Below are 23,827 nucleotides of genomic sequence, written 5' to 3' on the forward strand. Positions count from 1 at the left end.
TTCAAAAGACGGCCCAAACGCCGCGAAACCGAAGGTTTTGCCGTTTGATATGCGGCTTCCGGCTCATTGCCGACGTGCCGTATCTGGAAAGAGCGGAAAATGTCTGCGATCGAGGCCGGTGCTCGCGCACCGGAAAATCTTTGGCGTCAGGAAATCAGGGCGACGCTGGCGCTCGCCTGGCCGATGGTGCTGACCAATCTCGGCCAGACCGCGATGACCGCCACCGATGTCATGATGATGGGGCGGCTGGGGCCGGACACGCTGGCCAGCGGCGCGCTCGGCGCCAACCTCTATTTCATGCCGCTGATCTTCGGCCTCGGCCTGATGTTGGCGACCTCGCCGATGATGGCCACCGAACTTGGCCGCCGCCGCCATTCGGTGCGCGACCTGCGCCGCACCGTGCGCCAGGGCCTGTGGCTGGCGATCCTGATCTGCATTCCCATCTGGTTCGTGCTCTGGCATGGCGAGGCCATTCTGCTCGCCATGGGCCAGGAGCCGGCATTGGCGCATCAGGCCGGCATCTATCTGCGCTGGCTGGAATGGGCGGTGCTGCCTTTCTACGGCTATATCGTGCTGCGTTCCTTCATCTCGGCGCTGGAGCGGCCGGGCTGGGCACTGGTCATCGTCTTCGTCGCCGTCGCCTGCAACGTCTTCTTCAACTGGCTGTTCATGTTCGGCAATCTCGGCGTTCCTTCGATGGGCATTGCCGGTTCCGGCCTCGCCACCACCCTGTCCAGCATGCTGATGTTCGTCGGCCTGGCCGTGGTGGTGATGCTCGAGAGAAAGTTCCGGCGCTACCGCCTGTTCGGGCGCTTCTGGCGCGCCGACTGGCCGCGCTTCAAGGGCTTGCTGCGGCTCGGCCTGCCGATCGCCGGCATTCTAGCCTTCGAGGTGACGATCTTCAACGCGGCGGCGCTGCTGATGGGCCTGATCGACGCGGCCTCGCTGGCAGCGCACGCCATCGCCATCCAGATCGCCTCGATCTCCTTCATGGTGCCGCTCGGCCTCAACCAGGCGGTGACGGTGCGCGTCGGCCTCGCCCATGGCGCCGGCAATCCGGAGGGTGTCAGCCGCGCCGGCTGGACCGCCTTTGTCATTGGCGTCTCCTTCATGGCGCTGATGGGGCTGGCGATGATCCTGTGGCCGCATCTCCTGATCAGCGCCTTCATCGATCTCGCCAATCCGGCCAATGCCAGGGTGGTCGCGCTTGCCGTGTCGTTCCTGGCGTTTGCCGCGCTGTTCCAGATCTTCGACGGTGCGCAAGCCGTGGCCGCCGGCATGCTGCGCGGCCTGCACGACACCAAGGTGCCGATGATCTATGCCGCGATCGGCTATTGGGGCGTCGGCCTGCCGCTCGGCGTGCTGCTCGCCTTCCATTTCGGCTTGCGCGGCGTCGGCATCTGGATCGGCCTGGCCTCGGGACTGGCCGTGGTGGCGGCGCTGCTGCTGGCGCGCTGGCTGCGCCGCGACCGGATCGTGCCGCAGCTATCCTTCGGGCATTGAAACGGATGGCCGCCGACGCCCGGCGGCCGCGATGTCCTGACATTGTGGCTAAATAAACGGCGCGCCGTGATAGCCCATCGAAGGGTCCGCTGAGCGCCACGAGCCGACATTCGTGTTCCGGCAGGCGGACGATCACCACCGATGCAGAGCGGTCGTTCCTCGCAAAGAGCGCTGGGGCTAGACTAGCCGAGCCTGTCGTCGGACCGCGGTGGGTCAGAGGCTCGGACGCAATCACATCGCTGCGTCGGTTTCTTCCATCGCCCCGCCAGCCAACAGAGAGTGCACCAGCTCACGATCTTCGCAACGGAACCATTTCGGCTTCGTCGGTGCCCGAATTTTTGCACGATTCTATCGCCTGAGCCGATTGGTGCTACACTGACAAGCCAGTTACGCGACGGACCTGTGTTCGGTGATATGACCAAAGTAACCGCTTTACCCGACGGAGTGGATTTCGACGTGGCCGCGGATGAGACGTTGCTTGAGGCGGCTCTCAGATCGGGCGTGCCATTTGCCCACGCATGCGGTGGCAGGGCGAAATGCTCGACATGCCGCGTTTGGGTTCTCGACGGCATTGAGGCTTGCCCGGACCGGAATCCGGACGAAACCCTGATGGCGAACCGGTTGAGATTGGCCGATGAGGTTCGGCTGGCCTGTCAGCTCAGGCCGGAAGGCGAGCTTCGCGTCCGACGCCTGGTGCTAGACGAAACCGACATGATGATCACCAGCCAGCTTGGCACTTCTGCCGCCACGCGTTGCGGCGAAGCAAGGCATGTTGCGGTCTTCTTCAGCGACATTGTCGATTTCACAGCGCTGTCGGAGCGGCTTTCCCCCTACGACGTGATGTATCTGCTCAATCGCTACTTTGCCCAGGTCGGCGACATCATCGAGCAGAATGGCGGCTTCATCGACAAACTGATCGGCGATGGGCTCATGGCAATATTCGGTATCGACGACCAGCCCGACGCTCCGCTCCGCGCCGTAAACGCCGCACTTCAGACCCTCGCCACAGTCGATCGTCTGAAGCCGTTCTTTGCCTCGATGTATGGCATCGATTTCGATATTCGTATCGGCCTCAACTATGGCGAAGCCGTCATCGGCACATTGGGTTTTGCTGGACACGAACGTCTCACGGCCATCGGCGACGTTGTAAATCTGGCCAGCCGGGTCGAGGCCGCCAATAAGGATGCCGGTACGCGACTGCTGATATCCGAGGCCCTCCGCGACCAGATCGCCGACAAGGTGGAAATCGGCGACTTCGTCAGGGTACGCCTTCGCGGTATCGGCGAGCGCACGAGCCTGTTCGAAATCGTCAGGCTGAAGCCCGAAATTGACGCCGACCTGAATGCCAAGGGGCTTCGCGAAACCATCCGTCACGGCGGCAGGAGGTGGGTTCGCGCTTTTGCCGAAGACGAGGTTGGGCCATATGAACGCCGGATTCTCGATTTTGAAGATTACGACATCGTCGTCGTTCGCGGATCCGACAGCTATTGCGCCTTCAACAATGCCTGCCCGCATCTTCATCTGCCGTTCTACGAGCGCCGAAGCTCCGCTCAGGCCGAAAAGCTGAAGCTCCCACACACGGAGAGCACGATCACCGCAGATCTTGGCCTGGTCTGCCGCTGGCATCAGAGTTGTTTCGACCTGTCTACTGGCGAAATCAGGGGTTGGGCGCGGCTGCAGCAGGATGGTACCGCGCCGGGCTATGAATTCGCGGGTAACATTTCGAAAAACCGCGCAAAGCTGATCGTATACCCCTGTCGAAAGCAGGACGGCTTTGTGTGGATCGGGCTCGAGTGAAGCGACGTCCCGATATTTCAGTTTTCCGTCGCTGTTACAATTGTCCGGATCGGGTCATTCTCGTCGGTTATGGCTTGTCTGTTCACGTCCGGTCACGAAGCAATCCGGGACATCTGAGTTCACCGTTGGTGATGCACAGAACATCGCAGCGACAGCAAGCACCTTTGCGCTTGCCTTGAAGGCATCTATTTTGGAAGGTAGTAGCCGCTCGTGGGCATAGAATGTCGGTACTGCCTTTCTTAAGAATTTACGCGCCGCTCAACGCGGTGCTGGCTGCGCCAGGGTTGCTGGCGGTGGCTGCGCTCACAATACCGGACATGTCCGGACGAAGCAGACTGGCTCTGGCTGCCCTGCTCGCTGTCATCTGGGGCGCCTATCTCCTGCAACTGGCCGCGACGCTGCTCAAGCGCCGGGCGGGCGGGGTTCGGGACAGGACGCCGGCAATCGTCATTGATGTGCTCGCGGTTTTGGTTCCACTTGCCGCATTTCTGCTCGTCGGCACGCCCGACCGGAGCCTCTACTGTGCTGTCTGGCTGCTGAAACCGCTGCGCGACTCGACTTTCTTCCCGCTGCTGGGCAGGGTCCTGGCCAGCGAAGCGCGCAACCTGATCGGCGTCACCACGGTCTTCGGCGTCGTTCTGTTCGCTGTCGCGCTCGCGGCCTATGTCATCGAGCGCGACATCCAACCGGAAAAGTTCGGCAGCATCCCCCAGGCAATGTGGTGGGCGGTGGTCACGCTGTCCACCACTGGCTATGGCGACACTATCCCGCAAAGCTTCGCCGGCCGCGTCCTTGCCGGGGCGGTCATGATGAGTGGCATCGGCATCTTCGGGCTCTGGGCCGGCATTCTTGCCACGGGCTTCTATCAAGAAGTCCGTCGCGGGGATTTCGTCCGCAATTGGCAATTGGTCGCCGCCGTGCCGTTGTTTCAGAAGCTCGGCCCGGCCGTGCTGGTCGAGATCGTGCGCGCGTTAAGACCTCGCACGGTGCCGGCGGGCGCCGTGATCTGCCGCATTGGCGAGACCGGTGATCGGATGTTCTTCGTCGTGGAGGGGCGCGTCAGCGTCGCGACGCCGAATCCGGTGGAGCTTGGCCCTGGCGCCTTCTTCGGCGAGATGGCGCTGATCAGCGGCGAACCGCGTATGGCGACCGTCAGCGCCGCAACGGTGGTCTCACTCCTGTCGCTGCACTCGGCGGATTTCCAGATGCTGTGCGGCAGCAGCCCGGAGATCGCGGAGATCATCCGCAAGACCGCGCTCGAGCGGCGCGGCGCGGCACCGATGGCTTGACCGTACTAGGTTTGTGCAGCCCCGGACTGTAATGGTGTATCATCGATCCTGAGGCGTCAGGAGCAGGATGCGATGGCAGGTTGCCAATTGCCTGCCGATGGTGGTCGGCTGGAACTGCATGGTGATGCAGGGAAGAACGAGAGCGGACGTTTAATCTCAGGATCCTTTGACGGTCGCTCGGTGGTCGAGTGCTTGCGCACCTAGCTTGAGATGCGATGCGCTCCAGGGTCGGCACTGCCAAGCGGCAAATCAGGCCGGGAGCCGCCACATTCGCACACGACCTGTACCACGCAATTCCGTTTCCTCGAGAGGGTCGCAAGCAAAATCTGGTCCAAGCAGTTTGCGAGTTGCATCCGAAATACGGATTTCATCGGGCTCCGCGGACGTTTGAATACGTGCGGCGAGATTAACGGTGTCGCCCCACAGGTCATAGGCAAACCGCCTTTCGCCTATGACGCCCGCGACGATTGGTCCTGAGTGAATTCCAATTCTGAGTCTTATCGGTTCTCCTGCGAAGCGTTCGCGCTTCACCGCCTTCCGCAGTTCAAGTGCATAGTGGGCAAGGGCTTCTGCATGATCGGATCGCGCGACGGGCAGGCCAGCGACCGCCATCACGCAATCGCCGATTGTCTTGATCTTTTCGCAGCCGTATCGTTCCGAGAGCAGATCCGCCGCCTTGAAGAAGTAATTCAACATAGCGAGCGTCGTCTCGGCTCCGACGCTCCGCGCTCTTTCCGTAAAACCAACGATGTCGGCAAAAAGCACACTCACCTCTGCGTGGTTGTCTGCAATTTGTTCGTGCGCTTTTAACCGCTCCGCGATCGACGCCGGAAGAATGTTGAGGAGTAGGGTCTCGGCACGCTGGTATTCATGCGCCAATCCCTCCTGGCTCTTCCTCAACGCCTCGTTCATCGATTGTAATTTCTCGTTGAGTTGACGCTCCCTCTCTTGCAGGAGCGTCATTTCGTAAGCCTTCTGTTGCAGCCGCTGCCTGTTGTCGCGTTCGGCAGTGGCATCAAGAAAGAGCAGCCACACGCAGGCATCGTCAGCAAAAAGATGAAGGTCCGCGACACGCCCGCTGGGCAGTTCGACCATGGGCATATGATATGGAAGCTCCGGGCAAGGCAGCAAACCTTCCATGAATTCAAGCTGATCGGTAACAGGCTTACCGATGCGAAGGGATGAGAGCCCGTAATGTTTAACGTTACCGCCCTTCGCCGCTATGCAAAGCTGGGCGTCAATTTTCACATATGCGATAGAGTGCTCGTTGTAGAAGAAATTGTAAATCCAGCTTCCGACTTCTCTTGGCAATCTATGCATGGTCTATTTGGTGACCATCGAAGCAAGTTGAAGAAACGCATCATCGACATGTTCGCCCGAAAGCGCGCTTGTTAGATAGATCTGCCATTCACGTTGCCTCAGTTCGTCAATCTCGCTATCCGATATTTCCCACCGATCGGCCAGATCGGATTTGTTGAACAGCAATACAAACGGCATAGCGCCGAATTCGGCCTCGACCCGCTCGCGCAGCGTGAGCGCTGCGGCAAGAGTAGCGGCGCGGGTTCCATCGACGACAAGCACGAGCCCGGTCGCACCTCGCACATGGCTGACGCGGAATGAGCCGATATCGTCTTCGCCGGCCAAATCCCACAAAATCAGATCCACGGTTTTGTCCGGGAGTGCGACACTCTTCTTGTCGATTTTCACTCCCACCGTGGTCAGGTAGGTTTCTGAAAAGATGCTTTGCACAAACCTGCGAACCAGGCTCGTCTTTCCGACGGAGAACCCGCCCAACATACAGATCTTTTTTTGCAACATCTTGGGCTCCGCCCTAGTCCAGGTTTACCGTAACCGAAACTCGGCGATTGATGGAGCTACCAGTTTGACTATTTTCAGGCACTGCCGGCTCAAAGGTGCCCGCGCCCCGAACCAGCAGCAGTTCCGGAGCGACGCCGCGCTTGTTGAGAAGCGCACGAACTGTCTCGGCGCGGGCGGCGCTGATCGACGCGTTGGCCGTCTCACGGCCCGTGGTGTCCGAATGCCCGGTCAACATGAACCGCGCCGTTACGCCTGACTTGCGGGCATTTTGGGCGAATTCCTTTAGTTGATCCGCCAATCTGTCGAGAACCGGCGTCTGCTCTGGTCCCGGCACAACTTTGCCGGAAGAGAAGAAAATATCGGTCGCCTGGATGGCTTCTCGCAAATGATTAAGTTCTGCAAGGTTCAGCTCACGCAGCTGCGAGACATCCAGAACCACTCCGTCCGCTGAAAGTTGTTCGGCGGCGTCCCGTGCCCGGTTGATCCACGTGGCAGGAGCCTCGCCCTCGACAACGATGCGACCCTGGATGATCGAAAGGCGGACCGATTTTGGCGGGGTCAGCGACGCCGTCAGCCGCTTCACCACGAACTTCGGATCAAGGCTCTGATAGAATTGCCACTGTGAATGAACGCGGGCAGGATCAACCTCCGTTCCGGACAGCAGAGCTTGCGGGTCGGCGGCAAGCGGGTCTCTCAGGCCGGAAATGTAGAAATGTCCGCCCCTCGCCGTTTGTTGGGCGACGATGATTCCCGGTTGGGCCTCAAGTCGCGACACATAATACTGCCAGTGCTCCGCCGCGCGTGCTTCGGGGCTCACATCACGAACCTTGGAGATGTCGAATTCCGGTCCGCCTGCCGAAAGCTGTCGGGCCGCTGCGCGCGCCCGATCTATCCAGGTGTCGGGAGCCTCACCCTCGGCAACGATGCGATCATCGACGATCGAAAGTCGTACTGTATCCGGCGGATACAGCGACGCCGTCAGCCGCTTCAACACAAACTCCGGCTCAAGGCTCTGATAGAATTGCCATTGCGAATGAACCCGGGCGGGATCGACCTGCGTTCCAGACAACAGCGACTGCGGGTCGGCGCCAAGCGGGTCTCTCAGGCCGGCAATATAGAATTGGCCGTCGCGTATCTTTTGTTCGGACACGATGATGCCCGGCTGGGTTCCCAGTCGCGACACATAGGCCTGCCAGCGCTCCGCCGCGCGTGCTTCGGGGCTTACATCACGGACCCTGGAGATATCGAATACCGGTCCGCCTGCCGAAAGCTGCTGGGAGGCGGCCTGCGCCCGGTTGATCCACGTGTCGGGAGCCTCACCTTCGGCAACGATGCGATCATTGACGATCGAAAGCCGTACTGTATCCGGCGGATACAGCGACGCCGTCAGCCGCTTCACCACGAAGTCCGGCTCAAGGCTCTGATAGAATTGCCACTGCGAATGAACCCGGGCGGGATCGACCTGCGTTCCCGACAACAGCGACTGCGGGTCGGCGGCAAGCGGGTCTCTCAGGCCGGCAATGTAGAATTGGCCACCGCGTATCTCTTGTTCGGCCACGATGATGCCCGGTTGGGTCCCCAGTCGCGATACATAGGCCTGCCAGTGCTCCGCCGCGCGTGCTTCGGGGCTCACATCGCGAACCTTGGAGATGTCGAATTCCGGTCCGCCCGCCGAAAGTTGCTGGGCGGCGGCCTGCGCCCGGTTGATCCACGTGTCGGGAGCCTCACCCTCGGCAACGATGCGATCATTGACGATCGAAAGTCGTACTGTATCCGGCGGAGTCAGCGACGCCGTCAGCCGCTTCAACACGAACTCCGGCTCAATGCTCTGATAGAACCGCCACTGCGAATGAACGCGGGCGGGATCGACCTGCGTTCCCGACAACAGCGACTGTGGGTCGGCGGCAAGCGGGTCCCTCAGGCCGGCAATGTAGAATTGGCCACCGCGTATCTCTTGTTCGGCCACGATGATGCCCGGCTGGGTCCCCAGTCGCGATACATAGGCCTGCCAGCGCTGCCCGGATTGCCAGGAAAGAAAGAACCAGCCGCCTGCCAGACTCAAAAGCAGCAGGGCCGCAGTCACCACCAGCCACGGAAATCCCTGGTTCGATTCCTCCTGCTTCAGCTCGACGCATGTCTGCAACTGCGACTCTACGCCGGCCAGCTGCGAACTGTCGCCGTCAAACTCCGCCAAAACCTCTGAGGATTCCTCATGGATACGAAGCAATACATCGCGAACTATTTCATGTAATTCCTCTGGCGGATTTCCTCGGATTACCGAAACCAAAGTCGCAAATTGTCCAACTTCTGACCAGAGACGAAGGTCGCCAAAACGAATAGTGTCCAGGCTGCTCTGCTCTTTCTCGTTAAATGAGTCTTTCACAAAATCCTGAATTGCACTAAGCATCGAGGAAATGAGTTGAGGGTCTTCGCTCGTTGCATTATCGGCAGTTACATGCGCAATCAATAGCCCGGAATTGCGGCTAATGAGAAAGGCATGTTCTACGCGATAGACAAGAGAATGCTTCAGAACAACTTCCGAGAAGCTGGCGCCAGTCCTCCAGGACTCAAATCTCCACTTGAGACCATGCCAGGTAAATATATGTCTTAAAGTTTCATTCAGCGACTGAAAGGTCTGGTCGATCTTTTCCCCGATCGACTTGCGAATTGCCGGCAGAAACACCGGGTATAATATATCCGTCAGCGTGCGCGGGCTCTTCTGGATCGACCGTTGCACAGCCCTTTCGACAGCTGGCGCAAGGGCCTCGCCGAGCTGCGCATGAGGCGCTCGTGCGGCTGCACTGGGGAGAACGTCGCCCACTGCTGCCGCAAGCTGCTCGGGTTCGTCGAGCAGATGCGTAACCCGTGAAAGCTCCGAAATTTCGCGGCTGACCAGCAACTGGCGCAGCGTTTCCATGCGAGGATCGGCGGTTGGAACTCCGTCGAAACGCGCACGGTAGTCCGGATCAACGTTCCGGGCAATTTCGATCAAAAGACGAGCCAGAGCCTCGCGATCAATCTCTGTATCGTTCGAGGCTGTTCTTTGCGGAAGGTTGATTGGGTCGACGGTTGACGTCAAGGTCCCATCAACTCACTTTCCAACTACGGTCCGAGTTGCCCTTGCTGCCGACGGGATCCTGGTTCAGACATTTTGCAACCTCGACAAACAGGCCAGCCAAGAGATTTCGGTCGGTCTTGACGTTGCTGACATCGGCAAACATTTTCTCTATCAGCATCTGAACGCCTTCATTCTTCTGCTTGATTTCCTCACGCAGCAAATGATCGTTTCGATTTATCCGGTCTGCAACGTCGCGCTCAAGCGCGCTCAATTGATCCGACAACGCGCGCACCTGCTTTTCAAGTGCCTGGTTTTGCTCGCGAAGATTCCGGTCAATCTCCTTGTCAGCATCGGCTCGTGAATCTTTTTCGCTCCGCAATTGCCCCGCAAGCGAATCGACCTGCTTCTTTGCATTTGACTCGTACATGTCGAGATTGCGCTTGGCTTCGGATTCGACATCCTTGAAGCGCTGCAAGACCCGTTCTTCAAGCTTGGAAAAGCGACGGTCATAGTCCTGCATCTGGTTACCGAACAGCAGGTCACGTATCTTGTCGACACCTACAGCGTCGCCGGGGCCTCCGTTTTCGCGAGCCTGGACTCCCATGAAGTTCAGCCCGTTTCCTTCTGCGTTACCTATCAGATTTGCGTCCGCCTTCTTTTCAGAAGAAGCGGTATTCGAAGATTCCTTTGCCATGCTTTTGCCCTTCCATTTGAACACCTGCCACGGTGCAAAACCCCATAAAAAATTGAGCATGTCAGCAAAATACCCGGCTCGCAAGCTGGAATCTTCTTGACTTAAGCCGATTCGTGCGGCAGCCGCGCGCTGCGTCGCCGACTCAGAAATGGAGGTTTGGGGGGCGATGCCATCTTAAAAGCGGACGGCCGCGGCTAGTCGGGGATCAAAGGCAGCACGGGCACGGTCGTCGAAGCAGTGACGGTCCGCCATCTCTCTGCGCTCTCGCCGTCGATACCGATCAACACAACATGCTTGCGGCTCAGCGCTTCGGCGCCTGCTTTTCGAGCGTGCGGGCGTATTGCGCCAGTGTGAGGCCGAGCACGGAGGCCGTCCATGGCTCGATGCGCAGGCCCAGCATCGGCAGGCCGAAGAACATCAGGAACAGCTGCATCAAGAGCGGCGTTCCCTGGAACAGCGCGATGTAGCCGAAAGCGACACGCCGGCTCCATTTTGTTCTTGGGATTACGATTACCGTGACAGTGCACCATTTGCTCTTCGCCACGCGTACGGGCACGCCGACCATTGAACGGCTCGAAGGAGGCCTTGACCAATTGTCGGGGGTTGCTTTTGCATGGATGCATTCAGTTGCCATCGGACGACATGGCGCCGAGCAGCCGGCGGATGTCGCCGAACCTGGCAATCGAACCGAACACCAGGGCCGCCACCGCGACGAAGAACACCGACACCGAAGCCATGGTCGGCGTGTAGCCGTAGCGCAGCGCGTTGAAGATCTTGATCGGCAGCGTCTCGGTGGTGAAGCCGATCGTCATGTAGGCGACGATGTATTCGTTGAGCGACAGCACGAAGGCGAAGGCATAGCCCGAGACGAGGTAAGGCAGGATCAGCGGCAGCACGACGGTCTTCAAAACGGTGCGGTCGTCGGCGCCCATCGTCGCGGCTGCCTCGACCAGCGAACGGTCGATGGAGGCAAAACCCAGCGACAGCGTCACCAGCGGCAGCGTCACAAAGAAGATGGCGTGGCTGATGATGGCGGTGAAGAACTGGCCGAACAGCCCGACCGTCGCCCAGAAGGTGAGGAAGCCGAGCGCCGTGATCACCGGCGGCAGGATAAACGGCGCCAGCCCCAGCACCTGAAAAATGTTCGCCCATGGCGCGATGCGCCGCCACAGGAACCAGGCCAGCGGCAATGCGATGGCGACCGCAATCGCCGCCGAGCAGACAGCCAGCGTCACCGAATGGATCAACGCCAGCCGCCATTCCGGATCGTTGAAGATCTGCCCGTACCAGGCCAGCGAGAAGCCGACTGGCGGGAAGGCCAGATCCTGCTTCTCGTTGACCGAGACGCCGGCAACGACGATCAGCGGCGCTGCCAGGAATAACGCGACGACGACGAAATAAAAGCGGCGAAGCAAGGTCTCGATCATAGCGCGTTCTCCCGGCGTCCGACGAGCAGCATCATGCCGACCAGCGCCAGCGAGATCAGCACCAGGAACACCGCCATCGCTGCCGCGAACGGCATGTTCGACTGGTAGATCGCCTGGTCGGTGATCAGCACCGACAGCGTCCAGTGCTGCGGCCGGCCGAGGATTTGCGGTAACAGATAGGAGCCGAGCGCGAACACGAAGACCATGATCAGCGTCGCCACGATGGTGTTTCGCAGCGCCGGCGCGACGACATTGAAAAAAGCCCGGATCGGCGAAGCGCCAAGCGTGCGCGCGGCCTCGAGCAGTGTCGGGTCGAGACGCACAAGGGCGGGGTAGAGCACCAGGATGGTGTAGGGCAGCGCTTGGTAGACCATGCCGGTCAGCACGGCGCCGAAGGTAGGCAGCAGCGCCATTGGCTTGTCCATCAGCCCCAGCGCCACGAACAGATTGGTGATCCCCGCGGTGCGCGAGAACAGCGTCGACCAGGCAAAGCCGATGATGACTTCCGACAGTGACAGCACCGACAGCAGCCCGACCAGCCACAGCGTCTGCACGGTGCGCGGCCGCCTGGTCAGGAGATAGGTGAAGGGAAAGGCGATTGCGACGCAGCAGATGGCCACCAGCACCGCTAGCATCAGCGAGAAGCCGAGCACGCCGCCGAAGAATACCGACAGGAAGCGGGCGTAATTGTCGAAGACGAAATCCGGCGTGTAGAAACCGGCCGGGTTGCGCTTGAAGAAGCTCACCGCGATCATCGTCGAGAACGGCACGACGAAAAAGACGACGAGCATCAGACCCGGAAAGAACAAAGGTGTGTAGTCGGCTACCGACCTTGGGGCTTCGCGTCTCATGAGCCGAGCACCACGCAGCTTTCGGGCGGCAGCACGACGCCGACCTTGGCGCCGACCGCAACGTTGAGCCGCTCGCGCGGCGTGGTCACGGCGATGATGCTGGTGCTGCCGACCTCGACGAAGGTCTCGATGGTGCCGCCGAGATCGCGCACGAAGCTCACCTGGCCGGTGATAGCGCGGCTGCCGGGTTCGCCCAGATGCACGTCCTCGGGCCGGATCGACACCGAGGCCTTGGTCATGCCGGCCGGCATGGCAAGGCCGGGAATGGCAGTGCCGAGGATAGTGGTGCGCCCGGCGCTGTCGAGTTCCGCCGGCAACAGATTGGTGATGCCGATGAAGTCGGCGACGAAGGCGTCGGCCGGCTTGCGGTAGATCTCGATCGGCGGCGCCGCTTGCAGGATCTTGCCATGGCCCATGACCACGACCAGATCGGCCATGGTCATCGCCTCGCGCTGGTCGTGGGTGACGACGATGGTGGTGATGCCGAGCCGCTGCTGCAACTGGCGCAGCTCCACCTGCATGGCTTCACGCAATTTGGCGTCGAGCGCCGACAGCGGCTCGTCGAGCAGGAACAGTTTTGGCGACAGCGCCAAGGCGCGGGCGATGGCCACGCGCTGGCGCTGGCCGCCGGACAGTTTGGCCACCGGCCGGTCGGCGAAGCCGGTCAGATGGATCAGTGTCAGCAATTCGTCGACGCGCTTCTTCTGCTCTTCCTTCGAAGCGCCGCGAATGCGCAGAGCATAGGCGATGTTGTCGCCGACCGAGAGATGCGGAAACAGCGCCAGGGACTGGAACACCATGCCGAGATTGCGCTTGTGCGTCGGCAGCGGTGTGATGTCCTCGCCGTCGAGCACGATGGCGCCGCTGGTCGGCTCCTCCAGCCCGGCGATCATGCGCAGCAGCGTGGTCTTGCCGCAGCCCGAGGGACCGAGCAGGCAGACGAAGGTGCCGTGCGGCACGTTCAGCTGGACATTGTCGACGGCGGCAAAATTGCCAAATTTCTTGGTGATGGCGTTGATGTCTAGTCCGGACATGAGTTGATCCTGTAAACCGGAGAATATTGCGAATGGTCGTTTCCCCACTTCGCGATGGGAATTCGGCGATCGGCGGCCTCTCCCCTGTCAGGGGAGAGGCAATATGCGGGGTCAGGCGAGTTCTTCGGGGCTCACCCGACGATAAGCTCGGTCCATTTCTGGTTTATCCAGTCGGCCTTCGACGTGTAGAGGTCGTAGCGCGGAATGATCGGCTCGATCTCCGACGACACCGAGGCGAACTCTTCCGGCGTCAGGTCGAGCACCTCTTTCTTGAGCGTCGGCGTGGTGCCGACCTTGCGCGACATCACGCCCTGCATCGAAGGCTGGCTCATATAGTCGATGAAGACATGCGCCTCGTCGACCTTGGTCGAGGCGCGCGACAGCACCCAATTGCCGGAATCCTGGATGCCGCCTTCCTTCGGGAAGGTCGAACGGACATGGAAGCCGTCGGCGACCGCGAGCCCGGTAACGTCATGATAATATTGGCCCATTGGGATCTCGCCCGACTTCAGCGCCTGCTCGAACTGCGCCTCGTCGCGATACCACAGGCGGACGTTCGGCTTGACCTCGGCGAGCTTCTCGAACGCCTTGTTCAGCCCCTCTTCAGTGTCGAGCGCGTTGGTGCCGCCCATGAAGGTCTTGGCCGTCACTTCGAGCAGGAACGAGTTGGAGGCAAGCGCCAGCAGGCCGAGCTTGTCTTCGTTGGCCTTGTCCCACAGGGCTGCCCACGATGTCGGCGCGTCCTTGTAGACGTCGGTGTTGCTGACCAGCGTGATCCACCAGGCGACGGCGCCGATGCCGGCGACGCGGCCATCCGGATATTTGTTGATGAAGCGCGGCAACAGGTCGCCATAGTGCTTGAACTTCGAGGTGTCGAGCGGCGTCCAGAGTTCGGTCGACTGGCCCTTCAGCGTCGAGGTTTGCGACATCATCGAAAGGTCGGCCGGGGCCTGGCCGGCCTTGGCCGCCTGTTCGAGCTGCACCAGCCAGGCCTCGCCGGTCGGTTCGGCGACGGACTCGACTGTGATGCCGGTGGCCTTGGTGAAATCGGGGAAGACATGCTCGTCGAAGGATTTCTTGAAGTAGCCGCCATAGACGCCGACCTTCAGCGACTTGTCCTGCGCCCGCAGGATCGACGGCATGGCAAGCGCGCCGGCGGTGGCAAGGCCGGCGCCAAGCAGGCTGCGCCGGGTGACCGGTGTTGCGATCAATCTGTTCATCTGGTTTCTCCTCTGTTGATGCCGGAGCTCCGGCTGGTTCCCTTAAATCCAGTGTCCGCCGCCTGGCGGCTCAGTGGGCCGCCGCTCGTTGCTCGAGCGTGCGGGCGTATTGCGTCAGCGGAAAGCACATGACGAAGAAGATCAGCGCCACCAGCCCATAGACCTTGAACGGTTCGAAAGTGGCGTTGTTGATGGCGTTGGACGTCCTGACCAGTTCCTCGAAGCCGATGATCGAGGTCAGCGCCGTCGATTTGATCAGCTGCACCAGGAAGCCGACTGTCGGCGCGCGGGTGATCGAAAAGGCCTGCGGCAGGATTATCAGCCTCAGCTCCTGCAGATAGTGCAGGCCGAGGCTGGCGCCGGCATCCCACTGGCCGCGCGGCAGCGCATCGACGCCGCTGCGCCAGATCTCGGCGAGATAGGCGCTGGCGAAGAAGGTGAGGCCGAGCACGGCGGCGGTCCACGGTTCGATGCGCAGGCCCAGCATCGGCAGGCCGAAAAACATCAGGAACAGCTGCATCAACAGCGGCGTGCCCTGGAACAGCGCGATGTAGCCAGAGGCAATCCGCTGGCTCCACTTGTTCTTGGCGATGCGGAAGAACAGCACCACCATGCCGACGATGCCGCCGCCGATGAAGGCGGCCAGCGACAACAGCACCGTCCAGCGGGCGGCGAGCAGAAGGTTGCGCACGATGTCCCAGAAGGTGAATTCGATCATGACACGCCAGCCCCCAACACGCGGCGCCCGCCTGTAACCAGCACCCGGCGCAATGCCATCGACAGGACGAGATAGACCATCGTCACAACGAGATAGGTCTCGAACGAGCGGAAGGTGCGGGCCTGCAGCATGTCGGCCTCGTAGGTCAGCTCGCGAACCGCAACCTGCGACACCACGGCGGACTCCAGCATCATGATGACGATCTGGCTGGTCAGCGCGGGATAGATCACCTTGAGCGCCTGCGGCAGCACGATCTTGATGAACACCTGGCGTGGCCTCAAGCCCAATGCGAGGGCTGCTTCCGTCTGCCCGCGCGGCACCGCGTCAAGCCCGGCGCCGACGATCTCGATCGTGTAGGCCGCCATGTTGAGCGTCATTGCCAGCATCGCCGCCAGGATCGGATCGAGCCTGACGCCAAGGCTGGGTAGCCCGAAGAAGATGAAGAACAGCTGCACCAGGAACGGCGTGTTGCGCATCACCTCGACATAGATGGCAATCGCTCGCTTCACGAGCGGCGGGCCGTTTCGCCGGCCAGCCGCGCCGAGGATACTGAGCAGCGTTCCCACCAGAGTGGTCACGACGATCAGCAAGACCGTCGTGAGCGCTCCGCGTGCGATGTCGCCCACAGCACCTGGAAGCCAAGCAAAGGCCACGGCACATCAATCCTTGAGGTTGTCGGGATTGAGCGGTGTCTTCAGCCAGGCCTTTGAGCTTTCGTCGAGTTTGCCGTCGGCCAGCATCTTGGCAACCGCGTCATTGACCGCTGTCTTCAGCCGGTCCTCGTTCTTGTTGAGGCCGATATGCGAGGGCGAGGTGAGCAGCTGGAACTTCTGCTCCGGCTGCAACGCATCCTGCTTGGCCAGCACCTGGGCGCCGACATCGTTGCCGACCACCATCAGCTGGGTCTGGCCCGAGATGAAGGCCTGGATGACGGAGTTGTAGTTGTCGAAGCGCTTGATATCGGCCGACGCCGGTGCAGCCTCGGTCAGCGAGGTATCTTCGAGCGTGCCGCGGTTGACCGCGATCGACTTGTCGGCAAGGTCTTCCTTGCCTTTGACCGCAAGCGCTGCCGGGCCGATGACGGCGATGTAGTAAGGCGCGTAGGCGGCGGCGAAATCGATCACCTGCTCACGCTCCTTGGAGTAGCCGACGCTCATCAATATATCGACGCGCTTGTCGGTGAGATACGGGATGCGGTTCTGGCCGGTGACGCTGACCAGATTGAGCTTCACCTTCAGCGCATCGGCGATCGCCTGCGCCACGTCGATGTCATAGCCCTTGATGCTCATATCGGCGCTGGCCGAGGAGAAGGGCGGGAAGTCGGAGAAGATGCCGACATTGATGGCGCCCGCCTTGGTGATGTCGTCGACGGCGTCGGCATTGGCCTGAGAGGTGAAGCCAAAGCCGGTCGCGCCGAGCATCAGTGCGGCGGCAATGGATGATTTGAGTTTCATGTGAAGTGTCATTGTCGTTCCCTTCTGGAAGCTTGTTTGTTTGAGTGCGGTCGCCGGCTCCAGCGCGGCGGCCGCCTTGGGATATGTTTGAGTGTCAGGCTCCCTTGCCGGTGATTGCGGGGCTGAACACCATCAGGCTCAGGATCTCGAACAGCACCTGGGCGCCGACATGGGCGGTGTTGGTGGTCGCGTCATACTGCGGCGCCACCTCGACGACGTCGCCGCCGACGATGTTGAGGCCTTTCAGGCCGCGCAGCAGTTCGAGCACTTCGCGCGTTGTCAGCCCGCCGATCTCAGGCGTGCCGGTGCCCGGCGCGAAAGCCGGATCGACGCTGTCGACGTCGAAGGAGATGTAGGTCGGGCCGTCACCGACAATTTTCCGCGCCTTTTCGATGATCGCAGGGATGCCGAGGCCGGTCACCTCTTCGGCATGTACCACGGTCATGCCGGATTCGTAGGTGAACTCCCACAGATATTCAGCCGAGCCGCGTATGCCGATCTGGATGGTGCGGGTCGGGTCGAGCACGCCGTCCAGCACTGCATTGCGGAACGGTCCGCCATGGTGGAACTTGGTCATGTCGAACAGCCCGCTGGTGTCGCAATGGGCGTCGATATGGATCATGCCGACCGGCGCCTTCTTGCCGACCGCCTTCAGGATCGGATGGCTGATCGAGTGGTCGCCGCCGACTGAAAGCGGAATGACGCCGGCATCGACGATCTGGTTGGTGCGGCGCTCGATGTCTTCATGGCTGATCTCGAGCCGGTAGCGGCTGCGGAACGGCGTGTCGCCGATGTCGGCGACGCGAAGCTCATGCGTCGGCGCGCATTCCAGCACATGGTTGTAGGGGCCGATGCGCTCGATGGCGCGCAGCGCCCTTGGCCCGAAGCGCGAGCCCGGCCGGTTGGTGACACCGAGATCCATCGGCACGCCGATGATTGCCACCTGCAGATCGCCAAAATCCGGATTATCGGCTGATATTTCGCGGTAGGGCGCGGCGAGGAAGGTCGGAATGCCGGAATAGGGCGCCAGCCTGGTGCCGCTCTTGGAAAAGATCTTGTCGGCGACGCGCCGGAACTTCGGGTCGAACATCTCGCCGCCATGGCTCTCGCCATATTTGCGACGCAAGGCTTCGAGCTTGCCGCGATCGTAACCCATCTCCGGTCCTCCTGCTGGGCTGATGCAGTGCGGCCTCGGCGACATCTAACGAACTGACCGTCATCCGGCCGGGTCGCTGTCCCGCTGGCTGCCTGCAGATTTCCAAGTCTTGATGCTGTTCCGAGCCAAAGTGTCCGGCAGCCGCATTGAAAAATCAATTGATATTGTTAGGGTGCAGCTTGTGAGAAAACCTCACAATGATCCTGGGTGCCCATGGCCAAGCGTTTGCCCCCCTTAAATCCGTTGCGCGCCTTCGAGGCGACGGCGCGCCATGCCTCGCTGACCAAGGCGGCGGCTGAGCTGAACGTCACCCACGGCGCCATCAGCCATCAGATCAAGGCGCTCGAACAATCGCTCGGCGTCAAGCTGTTCGAACGCACCGGCCAGCGGGTGAAGCTCACGCCGCACGGTGCCGAACTGCTGCCGGCGGTATCGACCGCATTCGACGGCATCGCCGCCGCCACGCAGCGCATGACAAGGCCGGCCAGCGCCGGAACACTCTCGGTCTCCTGCGTGCCGGCGCTGCTGCTTTTGTGGATGACGCCGCGGCTCGGCAGCTTCATGGCGCAATATCCCGATATCAGGCTGACGCTGATCCCCTCCAACGACGCCAAGGATATCCGCGCCCCGCAGATCGATGTCTGCGTGCACTATGGCGATGGCAGCTGGACCGATTGCTGGATGCGCAAATGGTCGGGCCTCGAACTGTTCCCGGTGGTCAGCCCGACGCTGATCAACAACCGGCCGATCCGCACCGTCCGCGACCTCGCCGATCATGTCTTCCTGCATGGTGATGACGGTCGCGAGTGGCACACCTGGCTGGCCGCCGCCGACGGGCTCGATCTGGAGCGCGGCCGACGCCACCATCTCGGCGACGCCCGCATGTCGACGGAAGCCGCGGTTCATGGCCATGGCGTGGCACTCGGCGATTCAGTCACGGCGAGCGCGCTGCTCGCCAGGGGGTTGCTGGTTGCCCCGTTCAGCCTGTCGGTGCCGGCGGTCGACGATTTCTACGTCGTCTGTCGCAACGAGATGAAATCGACGCCGATCGTGCAGCTGTTCATCGACTGGCTGTTTGCCGAGAAGGAGCAGGCCGACAGCCGCGCCGATGCGCCGGTGGCGGGTCGCATCGGCATTCGCAGGAAACGCCCGGCGCTGCGGGTGATAGGCGCCAAGACCTCGACCTGAGCCTGGCCCGAGCGTTTTCTTTTTGTCGGGCCAGCAGCAAAGCGGAAGCACTTTCAAAAATTCAATGCTAAGAGGCTTTTGCGGGGAGCGAGCGAAGGCGGCATCGAGATATGGCAAAGACCGATATAGCGCGGCGCGTCTACAATCACACCTGGAAGCTCGACCCGATCGTGCGCAGCCTGCTCGATACCGACTTCTATAAGCTTTTGATGCTGCAGATGATCTGGGGCATGTACCCCAAGGTCGACGCCACCTTCTCGCTGATCAACCGCACCACCACGGTGCGCCTCGCCGACGAGATCGACGAAGGTGAGTTGCGCGAGCAGCTCGATCACGCCCGCACGCTGCGCTTCTCGAAGAAAGAGATGATCTGGTTGGGCGGTAATAATTTCTATGGCCGCAAGCAGATCTTCGAGCCGGAATTTCTTGCCTGGCTGGAGAATTTCAGGTTGCCCGAATACGAGCTTTCCAGGCACGGCGGCCAGTACGAACTCACCTTCAGCGGCCCGTGGACGTACACCACCCTGTGGGAGATCCCGGCGCTCGCCATCATCAACGAATTGCGCTCACGCGCCGCCATGCGCGCCTTCGGCCCCTTCGCCCTCGATGTGCTCTACGCCCGCGCCAAGGCCAAGATGTGGGCCAAGACCGAGCGGCTGAAGGCGCTGCCCGGCATCCGCATTTCCGATTTCGGCACCCGCCGCCGCCATTCCTTCCTGTGGCAGCGCTGGTGCGTCGAAGCGCTGAAGGAAGGCATCGGCGAAGCCTTCACCGGCACCTCCAACGTGCTGCTCGCCATGGACAACGACCTCGAAGCGCTCGGCACCAACGCCCATGAACTGCCGATGGTGTTTGCCGCCCTTGCCAATTCGGAAAAGGAATTGAAGGAGTCGCCCTACAAGGTGCTGCAGGACTGGCAGCGCTACTATGGCGGCAATTTGCTGATCGTCCTGCCCGACGCCTTCGGCACCGCCTCGTTCCTGCGCGACGCGCCGGACTGGGTCGCCGACTGGACCGGCTTTCGCCCTGACAGCGCGCCGCCGATCGAAGGCGGCGAGAAGATCATTTCCTGGTGGCGCGAAAAGGGCAGGGACCCCAAACAAAAGCTGCTCATCTTCTCCGACGGGCTCGAGGTGGAAACCATCGAGGAAACCTACCGCCACTTCCGCGGCAAGGTGCGCATGTCCTTCGGCTGGGGCACCAATCTGACCAATGATTTCGAGGGCTGCGCGCCGACGGAGACCAACAGCCTCGATGCCATATCGCTGGTCTGCAAGGTGACGGAAGCCAATGGCCGCCCGGCGGTGAAACTGTCCGACAACCCGGCCAAGGCGACGGGTGACCTGAAAGAGATCGACCGCTATTTGCGGATATTCGGGGCGAAGGATCGCGTGGAGCAGCTGGTCAAGGTGTGAGGGTGATGCCGGTAAGAAGGAATTCTTGGAAAGCGTGAGTTCCTTCGCGCCCCCCTCTGTCCTACCGGACATCTCCCCCACGAGGGGGGAGATTGGCTTTCATCTCTGCCTTCGCCAATCTTCAACGCTACAAGAAGAGCGCCGACCGAGCGACCTGCCGATCTCCCCCCAAGTGGGGGAGATGTCCGGCAGGACAGAGGGGGGCGCCGTAGAGCGCTGCCGTCCGGCAGCCAAGGCGATTCTCGGCCTCGGCGCTTCGATAGCCCTCCTCTCGCCCACCCCCGCCTTCGCCCACGCCTCCGACCGCGGCCACGTCCTCCTTCTCCCCACAGGTTACTATGTCGCTGGCGGCGCGCTCGCTGTTGCCGCGAGCTTCCTTATCCTGGCTCTGTTGCCGCCAGACGCGCTCGACCGTTTCTGGCGCCGCCGCCTGCCGCTTTTCGCCTTCGGCGACAGCGCGCGCGCAGTCGTCAGCCTGCTATCCTTTGCCGGCTTTGCAATTCTCATCGCCGCCGGCCTGTTCGGCAGCCGCGATCCGCTCTCCAATCCGCTGCCCCTAACCATCTGGACGCTGCTCTGGGTCGGGCTTGCCTTGCTGCAGGGCCTGCTCGGCGATCTCTGGTCGTGGCTGAACCCGTGGTATGGGCCATGGCGCATCGCCTCTCGCTTGATCGGCCGATCCGGTGACGAAACGCAGCAATCGCGACTGCCAGCATGGCTCGGCTGTTGGCCGGCCGTCATCCTGTTCTTCGCCTTCGCCTGGTTCGAGCTGATCGACCCGGCGCCCGACGATCCGGCGCGGCTGGCCTGGGCCGCTGGCCTCTATTGGCTGGGCACCTTTGTTGCCATGCTGATGTTCGGTTATCCCCACTGGAGCCGGCGCGGCGAGTTCCTGACCGTCTTCTTCGCCATGGTGGCGCGCTTCGCCATTGTCGAACGCGATGAAGATGGCCGGCTCAATTTCTGCTGGCCGGGCGCCAAACTGCTCAATGCCGAGTCGCTGCCGCTCAGCGGCATCGCTTTCCTGCTGCTCAGCCTGTCATCGGTCTCGTTCGATGGCCTGTCGAAAACCTTCTTCTGGCTTGGCCTGTTCGGCATCAATCCGCTGGAGTTCCCCGGCCGCACGGCGCTGATCGGCATCGGCAGCTTTGGCCTCGTGCTGACCCTTGTCCTGCTGGCAGCTGCATTCATGCTTGCCGTTGCCGTAGGCCAGCGTCTGGCCTCCAGCCCGCATCCCTTCACTCAGGCTGCCGGCCTGCTGGTCTGGTCGATCGTGCCGATCGCGCTCGCCTATCATGTCGCCCATTATCTGACAGCGCTGCTGGTCGACGGCCAATACGCGCTTGCCGCGCTTTCGGACCCGTTTGCGCTGGGCTGGAACCTGTTCGGCACCGCCGACATGCAGATCGAGGCCGGTGTCGTCGCTGGGGCCGACTCGGCGTGGTGGCTGTGGAATGTGCAGGCCGGAATCATCATCGCCGGTCACATGCTCGCTGTGCTTGTCGCCCACGGTTTTGCCTGGCGCCTGCACCCGGTTCCCGCCCGCGCCGCGCTCAGCCAGTTGCCGCTCACCCTGCTGATGATCGCCTACACCGTCTTCGGCCTCTGGTTGCTTGCCACACCGACCGCCGGCTGAGAACAAGGCGACCGGCATGCCTTTGCGCAAAGCTCGCTTGCCAGGTCGCGGCTTTGGTGATTTAGTTTGTACACATGCGATTTCTGCCCTCCCACTTGGGAGTGGCCTTGCCTCGTTGCTGCCAGTCAAAACTCGAAAACAGGGGAACTGCCGTGACCGACAAGAATGGGTTTTTCGATCTCTCCAAAACCGCTCTCTCTCGCCGCACTGCGCTGAAGGGCCTCGCCGCCGGCGCCGGCCTTGCCGTCGCCCCAGGCTTCATCCGCTACAGCCAGGCGCAGAGCTCGGCGCCGATCAAGATCGGCTTCCAGTCGCACCGCACCGGCATCGGCGCCGCCTATGGCCGCTGGTACGAGAAGACGAGCGCCGCCGCGGTCAAGGCAATCAACGATGCCGGCGGCATCAACGGCCGCCCGGTTGAGCTGGTGATCGAGGATGACGGCACCGATCCCGCCCGCGGTGCCGAGGTGGTCGGCAAGTTCGCCACCCAGCACAAGACCGACATCGTCTTCGGCACCTTGTTCTCGCATGTCGTCATCGGTTCGGCGCCAGCCGCCGGCGAAAACAAGATCCCCTATTTCGTCGTCAGCGAAGGTCACCACGTCGCCTCGACCAAATTGAACCGCTACATCTTCCAGCCCGGCATCACCGATGTGAAGAGCCAGATCCAGTCCATGGCGCCGTGGATCGCCGCCAATGCCGGCAAGAAGGTGACGCAGATCTTCCCCGATTTCGCCTTCGGCTACGACCATCGCGACTACCTGCCGCCAGCGCTGAAGGCCCAAGGCGCCGACGTCATCGCCCAGATCGCCATCCCGCCGACGGAATCCTCCTTCACCAAATATTTCCCGCAAATCCCCGCCGAAACCGAGGTCATCTACCACGTGATGGTCGGCCCGGCCGTGCTCACCTTCGTCAAGGAACTCGGCGAATTCTACGGCTCCAACCGGCCGCAATTGTTCGGCTTCATGGATTCACTCGAGGCCACCGACATCAACAGCCCCGGCCTCGAATTCCTCGACGGCAGTCATTTCTGGGAGGGCTCGCCGCGTTATGCGCAAGCCGATGATTCCGCCGGACAGAAGGCCTATCGCGCCGCTGTCGGCATCGACGACAATGGCGCAGCGGTCGGCGATCCCAAGGACGTCTCGACGGCGTCGCACATGTTCGGCTGCTGGGAAACGCTCTACGTCGTCAAGAAGGCGATGGAAGATGCCGGCTACAAGGGACCGGAGGACCGCGCCAAGCTGGTCGAGGCGACCGAAGCGCTGACCGAATTCGCCGAAGGCCCCGAGCATCCGCAGGGACCAAAAACCTTCAACGGCAAGATCCACCAGTGCTTCGGCATCCAGAACATCTCCAAGGTCGAAGGCGGCAAGCTGAAGGTCGTGCACAAGACCAAGATCGAGGACGGCCTGTACGAGGCCGAGGGGGATTACACGACGCAGGCGCTGTGAGCCGCCTTGCCCTCCCCGTTGGGGGGAGGGTCGGCAAGCAGGCTTTGCGTCCGCGAAGCCTGTGCGACGGGGTGGGGGTCGCGACGGCCCATGCCCCACTCCCCCACCCGAC

General features: G+C 61.6%; 19 protein-coding genes and 1 pseudogene. 7 read left to right on the plus strand and 13 right to left on the minus strand.

Going from position 1 to position 23,827, the window contains the following annotated elements; genetic code table 11:
• Window positions 1–99: 99 nt before the first annotated feature.
• The 3 genes from AC1D0N_RS01760 (at window position 100) to AC1D0N_RS01770 (ending at window position 4,589) form a co-directional block, all read left to right on the plus strand.
• A complete protein-coding gene (locus AC1D0N_RS01760; RefSeq protein ID WP_477240765.1) occupies window positions 100–1,503 on the plus strand; it encodes an MATE family efflux transporter in 1,404 nt (467 codons plus the stop codon).
• Between the two features lie 279 nt (window positions 1,504–1,782).
• Entirely contained in the window at window positions 1,783–3,300 is a 1,518-nt protein-coding gene (locus tag AC1D0N_RS01765) for an adenylate/guanylate cyclase domain-containing protein (RefSeq protein WP_477240767.1), read from the plus strand.
• Between the two features lie 221 nt (window positions 3,301–3,521).
• Window positions 3,522–4,589, plus strand: a complete 1,068-nt coding sequence (locus AC1D0N_RS01770) for a cyclic nucleotide-gated potassium channel (protein ID WP_477240769.1) — start codon at window positions 3,522–3,524, stop codon at window positions 4,587–4,589.
• Window positions 4,590–4,838: 249 nt separating this feature from the next.
• Here AC1D0N_RS01770 and AC1D0N_RS01775 read toward each other — a convergent pair whose 3' ends face one another.
• The 13 genes and pseudogenes from AC1D0N_RS01775 to speB all read right to left on the minus strand — a co-directional run bounded on the left by AC1D0N_RS01775 (window position 4,839) and on the right by speB (window position 18,019).
• A complete protein-coding gene (locus AC1D0N_RS01775; RefSeq protein ID WP_477240771.1) occupies window positions 4,839–5,909 on the minus strand; it encodes an adenylate/guanylate cyclase domain-containing protein in 1,071 nt (356 codons plus the stop codon).
• A 3-nt stretch (window positions 5,910–5,912) separates the two neighbouring features.
• On the minus strand, window positions 5,913–6,407 hold the full coding sequence (locus tag AC1D0N_RS01780) for a Rab family GTPase (protein ID WP_477240773.1): 495 nt from the start codon (window positions 6,405–6,407) through the stop codon (window positions 5,913–5,915).
• Between the two features lie 13 nt (window positions 6,408–6,420).
• The gene (locus AC1D0N_RS01785; RefSeq protein WP_477240775.1) at window positions 6,421–9,486 is read right to left on the minus strand and encodes an OmpA family protein; all 3,066 of its coding nucleotides are present in this window, start codon (window positions 9,484–9,486) and stop codon (window positions 6,421–6,423) included.
• A 7-nt stretch (window positions 9,487–9,493) separates the two neighbouring features.
• Window positions 9,494–10,219 carry a hypothetical protein gene (locus AC1D0N_RS01790; RefSeq protein ID WP_477240777.1) on the minus strand — a complete coding sequence of 242 codons (726 nt, stop codon included), beginning with the start codon at window positions 10,217–10,219 and terminating at the stop codon, window positions 9,494–9,496.
• Between the two features lie 286 nt (window positions 10,220–10,505).
• A pseudogene (locus tag AC1D0N_RS01795) lies at window positions 10,506–10,724 on the minus strand (ABC transporter permease subunit); the annotation flags it as partial.
• A 58-nt stretch (window positions 10,725–10,782) separates the two neighbouring features.
• Window positions 10,783–11,586, minus strand: coding sequence for an ABC transporter permease (locus AC1D0N_RS01800; RefSeq protein ID WP_477240779.1), 804 nt, complete (start codon window positions 11,584–11,586; stop codon window positions 10,783–10,785).
• Entirely contained in the window at window positions 11,583–12,437 is an 855-nt protein-coding gene (locus AC1D0N_RS01805; protein ID WP_477240781.1) for an ABC transporter permease, read from the minus strand. Before AC1D0N_RS01805 ends, AC1D0N_RS01800 begins: the two co-directional genes overlap by 4 nt.
• Window positions 12,434–13,471, minus strand: coding sequence for an ABC transporter ATP-binding protein (locus tag AC1D0N_RS01810; RefSeq protein WP_477240783.1), 1,038 nt, complete (start codon window positions 13,469–13,471; stop codon window positions 12,434–12,436). Before AC1D0N_RS01810 ends, AC1D0N_RS01805 begins: the two co-directional genes overlap by 4 nt.
• A 131-nt stretch (window positions 13,472–13,602) precedes the next feature.
• Window positions 13,603–14,691, minus strand: coding sequence for an ABC transporter substrate-binding protein (locus AC1D0N_RS01815; RefSeq protein WP_477240785.1), 1,089 nt, complete (start codon window positions 14,689–14,691; stop codon window positions 13,603–13,605).
• Between the two features lie 70 nt (window positions 14,692–14,761).
• Complete coding sequence (locus AC1D0N_RS01820; RefSeq protein ID WP_477240787.1) at window positions 14,762–15,409, minus strand: amino acid ABC transporter permease; 648 nt, start codon at window positions 15,407–15,409, stop codon at window positions 14,762–14,764.
• Window positions 15,406–16,062: an amino acid ABC transporter permease gene (locus AC1D0N_RS01825; RefSeq protein WP_477240789.1), complete on the minus strand. Its 657-nt coding sequence runs from the start codon at window positions 16,060–16,062 to the stop codon at window positions 15,406–15,408. The genes AC1D0N_RS01820 and AC1D0N_RS01825 overlap by 4 nt, the downstream gene beginning before the upstream one ends.
• Window positions 16,063–16,068: 6 nt before the next feature.
• Window positions 16,069–16,875, minus strand: coding sequence for a transporter substrate-binding domain-containing protein (locus AC1D0N_RS01830; RefSeq protein WP_477240791.1), 807 nt, complete (start codon window positions 16,873–16,875; stop codon window positions 16,069–16,071).
• Between the two features lie 82 nt (window positions 16,876–16,957).
• Window positions 16,958–18,019, minus strand: a complete 1,062-nt coding sequence (gene speB / locus AC1D0N_RS01835; RefSeq protein WP_477240793.1) for an agmatinase — start codon at window positions 18,017–18,019, stop codon at window positions 16,958–16,960.
• A 213-nt stretch (window positions 18,020–18,232) separates the two neighbouring features.
• Here speB and gcvA point away from each other — a divergent pair, with 213 nt between their 5' ends.
• The 4 genes from gcvA to AC1D0N_RS01855 all read left to right on the plus strand — a co-directional run bounded on the left by gcvA (window position 18,233) and on the right by AC1D0N_RS01855 (window position 23,715).
• Complete coding sequence (gcvA, locus tag AC1D0N_RS01840; protein WP_477240795.1) at window positions 18,233–19,207, plus strand: transcriptional regulator GcvA; 975 nt, start codon at window positions 18,233–18,235, stop codon at window positions 19,205–19,207.
• Between the two features lie 110 nt (window positions 19,208–19,317).
• A complete protein-coding gene (pncB, locus tag AC1D0N_RS01845) occupies window positions 19,318–20,622 on the plus strand; it encodes a nicotinate phosphoribosyltransferase (RefSeq protein WP_477240797.1) in 1,305 nt (434 codons plus the stop codon).
• A 181-nt stretch (window positions 20,623–20,803) separates the two neighbouring features.
• Complete coding sequence (locus tag AC1D0N_RS01850; protein WP_477240799.1) at window positions 20,804–22,258, plus strand: hypothetical protein; 1,455 nt, start codon at window positions 20,804–20,806, stop codon at window positions 22,256–22,258.
• A 152-nt stretch (window positions 22,259–22,410) separates the two neighbouring features.
• Window positions 22,411–23,715, plus strand: coding sequence for an ABC transporter substrate-binding protein (locus tag AC1D0N_RS01855; RefSeq protein WP_477240801.1), 1,305 nt, complete (start codon window positions 22,411–22,413; stop codon window positions 23,713–23,715).
• The last annotated feature ends 112 nt before the right edge of the window (window positions 23,716–23,827 follow it).

The sequence above is a fragment of the Mesorhizobium sp. P2_E10 genome (genome assembly GCF_056404235.1).

What these genes read in the sequence shown, in the direction of transcription:
- AC1D0N_RS01760 (WP_477240765.1), top strand. Translation starts at nt 100, where the DNA reads ATGTCTGCGATCGAGGCCGGTGCTCGCGCACCGGAAAATCTTTGGCGT.
- AC1D0N_RS01770 (WP_477240769.1), top strand. Translation starts at nt 3,522, where the DNA reads ATGTCGGTACTGCCTTTCTTAAGAATTTACGCGCCGCTCAACGCGGTG.
- AC1D0N_RS01775 (WP_477240771.1), bottom strand. Translation starts at nt 5,909, where the DNA reads ATGCATAGATTGCCAAGAGAAGTCGGAAGCTGGATTTACAATTTCTTC.
- AC1D0N_RS01780 (WP_477240773.1), bottom strand. Translation starts at nt 6,407, where the DNA reads ATGTTGCAAAAAAAGATCTGTATGTTGGGCGGGTTCTCCGTCGGAAAG.
- AC1D0N_RS01790 (WP_477240777.1), bottom strand. Translation starts at nt 10,219, where the DNA reads ATGCTCAATTTTTTATGGGGTTTTGCACCGTGGCAGGTGTTCAAATGG.
- AC1D0N_RS01800 (WP_477240779.1), bottom strand. Translation starts at nt 11,586, where the DNA reads ATGATCGAGACCTTGCTTCGCCGCTTTTATTTCGTCGTCGTCGCGTTA.
- AC1D0N_RS01805 (WP_477240781.1), bottom strand. Translation starts at nt 12,437, where the DNA reads ATGAGACGCGAAGCCCCAAGGTCGGTAGCCGACTACACACCTTTGTTC.
- AC1D0N_RS01810 (WP_477240783.1), bottom strand. Translation starts at nt 13,471, where the DNA reads ATGTCCGGACTAGACATCAACGCCATCACCAAGAAATTTGGCAATTTT.
- AC1D0N_RS01815 (WP_477240785.1), bottom strand. Translation starts at nt 14,691, where the DNA reads ATGAACAGATTGATCGCAACACCGGTCACCCGGCGCAGCCTGCTTGGC.
- AC1D0N_RS01820 (WP_477240787.1), bottom strand. Translation starts at nt 15,409, where the DNA reads ATGATCGAATTCACCTTCTGGGACATCGTGCGCAACCTTCTGCTCGCC.
- AC1D0N_RS01830 (WP_477240791.1), bottom strand. Translation starts at nt 16,875, where the DNA reads ATGACACTTCACATGAAACTCAAATCATCCATTGCCGCCGCACTGATG.
- speB (WP_477240793.1), bottom strand. Translation starts at nt 18,019, where the DNA reads ATGGGTTACGATCGCGGCAAGCTCGAAGCCTTGCGTCGCAAATATGGC.
- gcvA (WP_477240795.1), top strand. Translation starts at nt 18,233, where the DNA reads ATGGCCAAGCGTTTGCCCCCCTTAAATCCGTTGCGCGCCTTCGAGGCG.
- pncB (WP_477240797.1), top strand. Translation starts at nt 19,318, where the DNA reads ATGGCAAAGACCGATATAGCGCGGCGCGTCTACAATCACACCTGGAAG.
- AC1D0N_RS01850 (WP_477240799.1), top strand. Translation starts at nt 20,804, where the DNA reads ATGTCCGGCAGGACAGAGGGGGGCGCCGTAGAGCGCTGCCGTCCGGCA.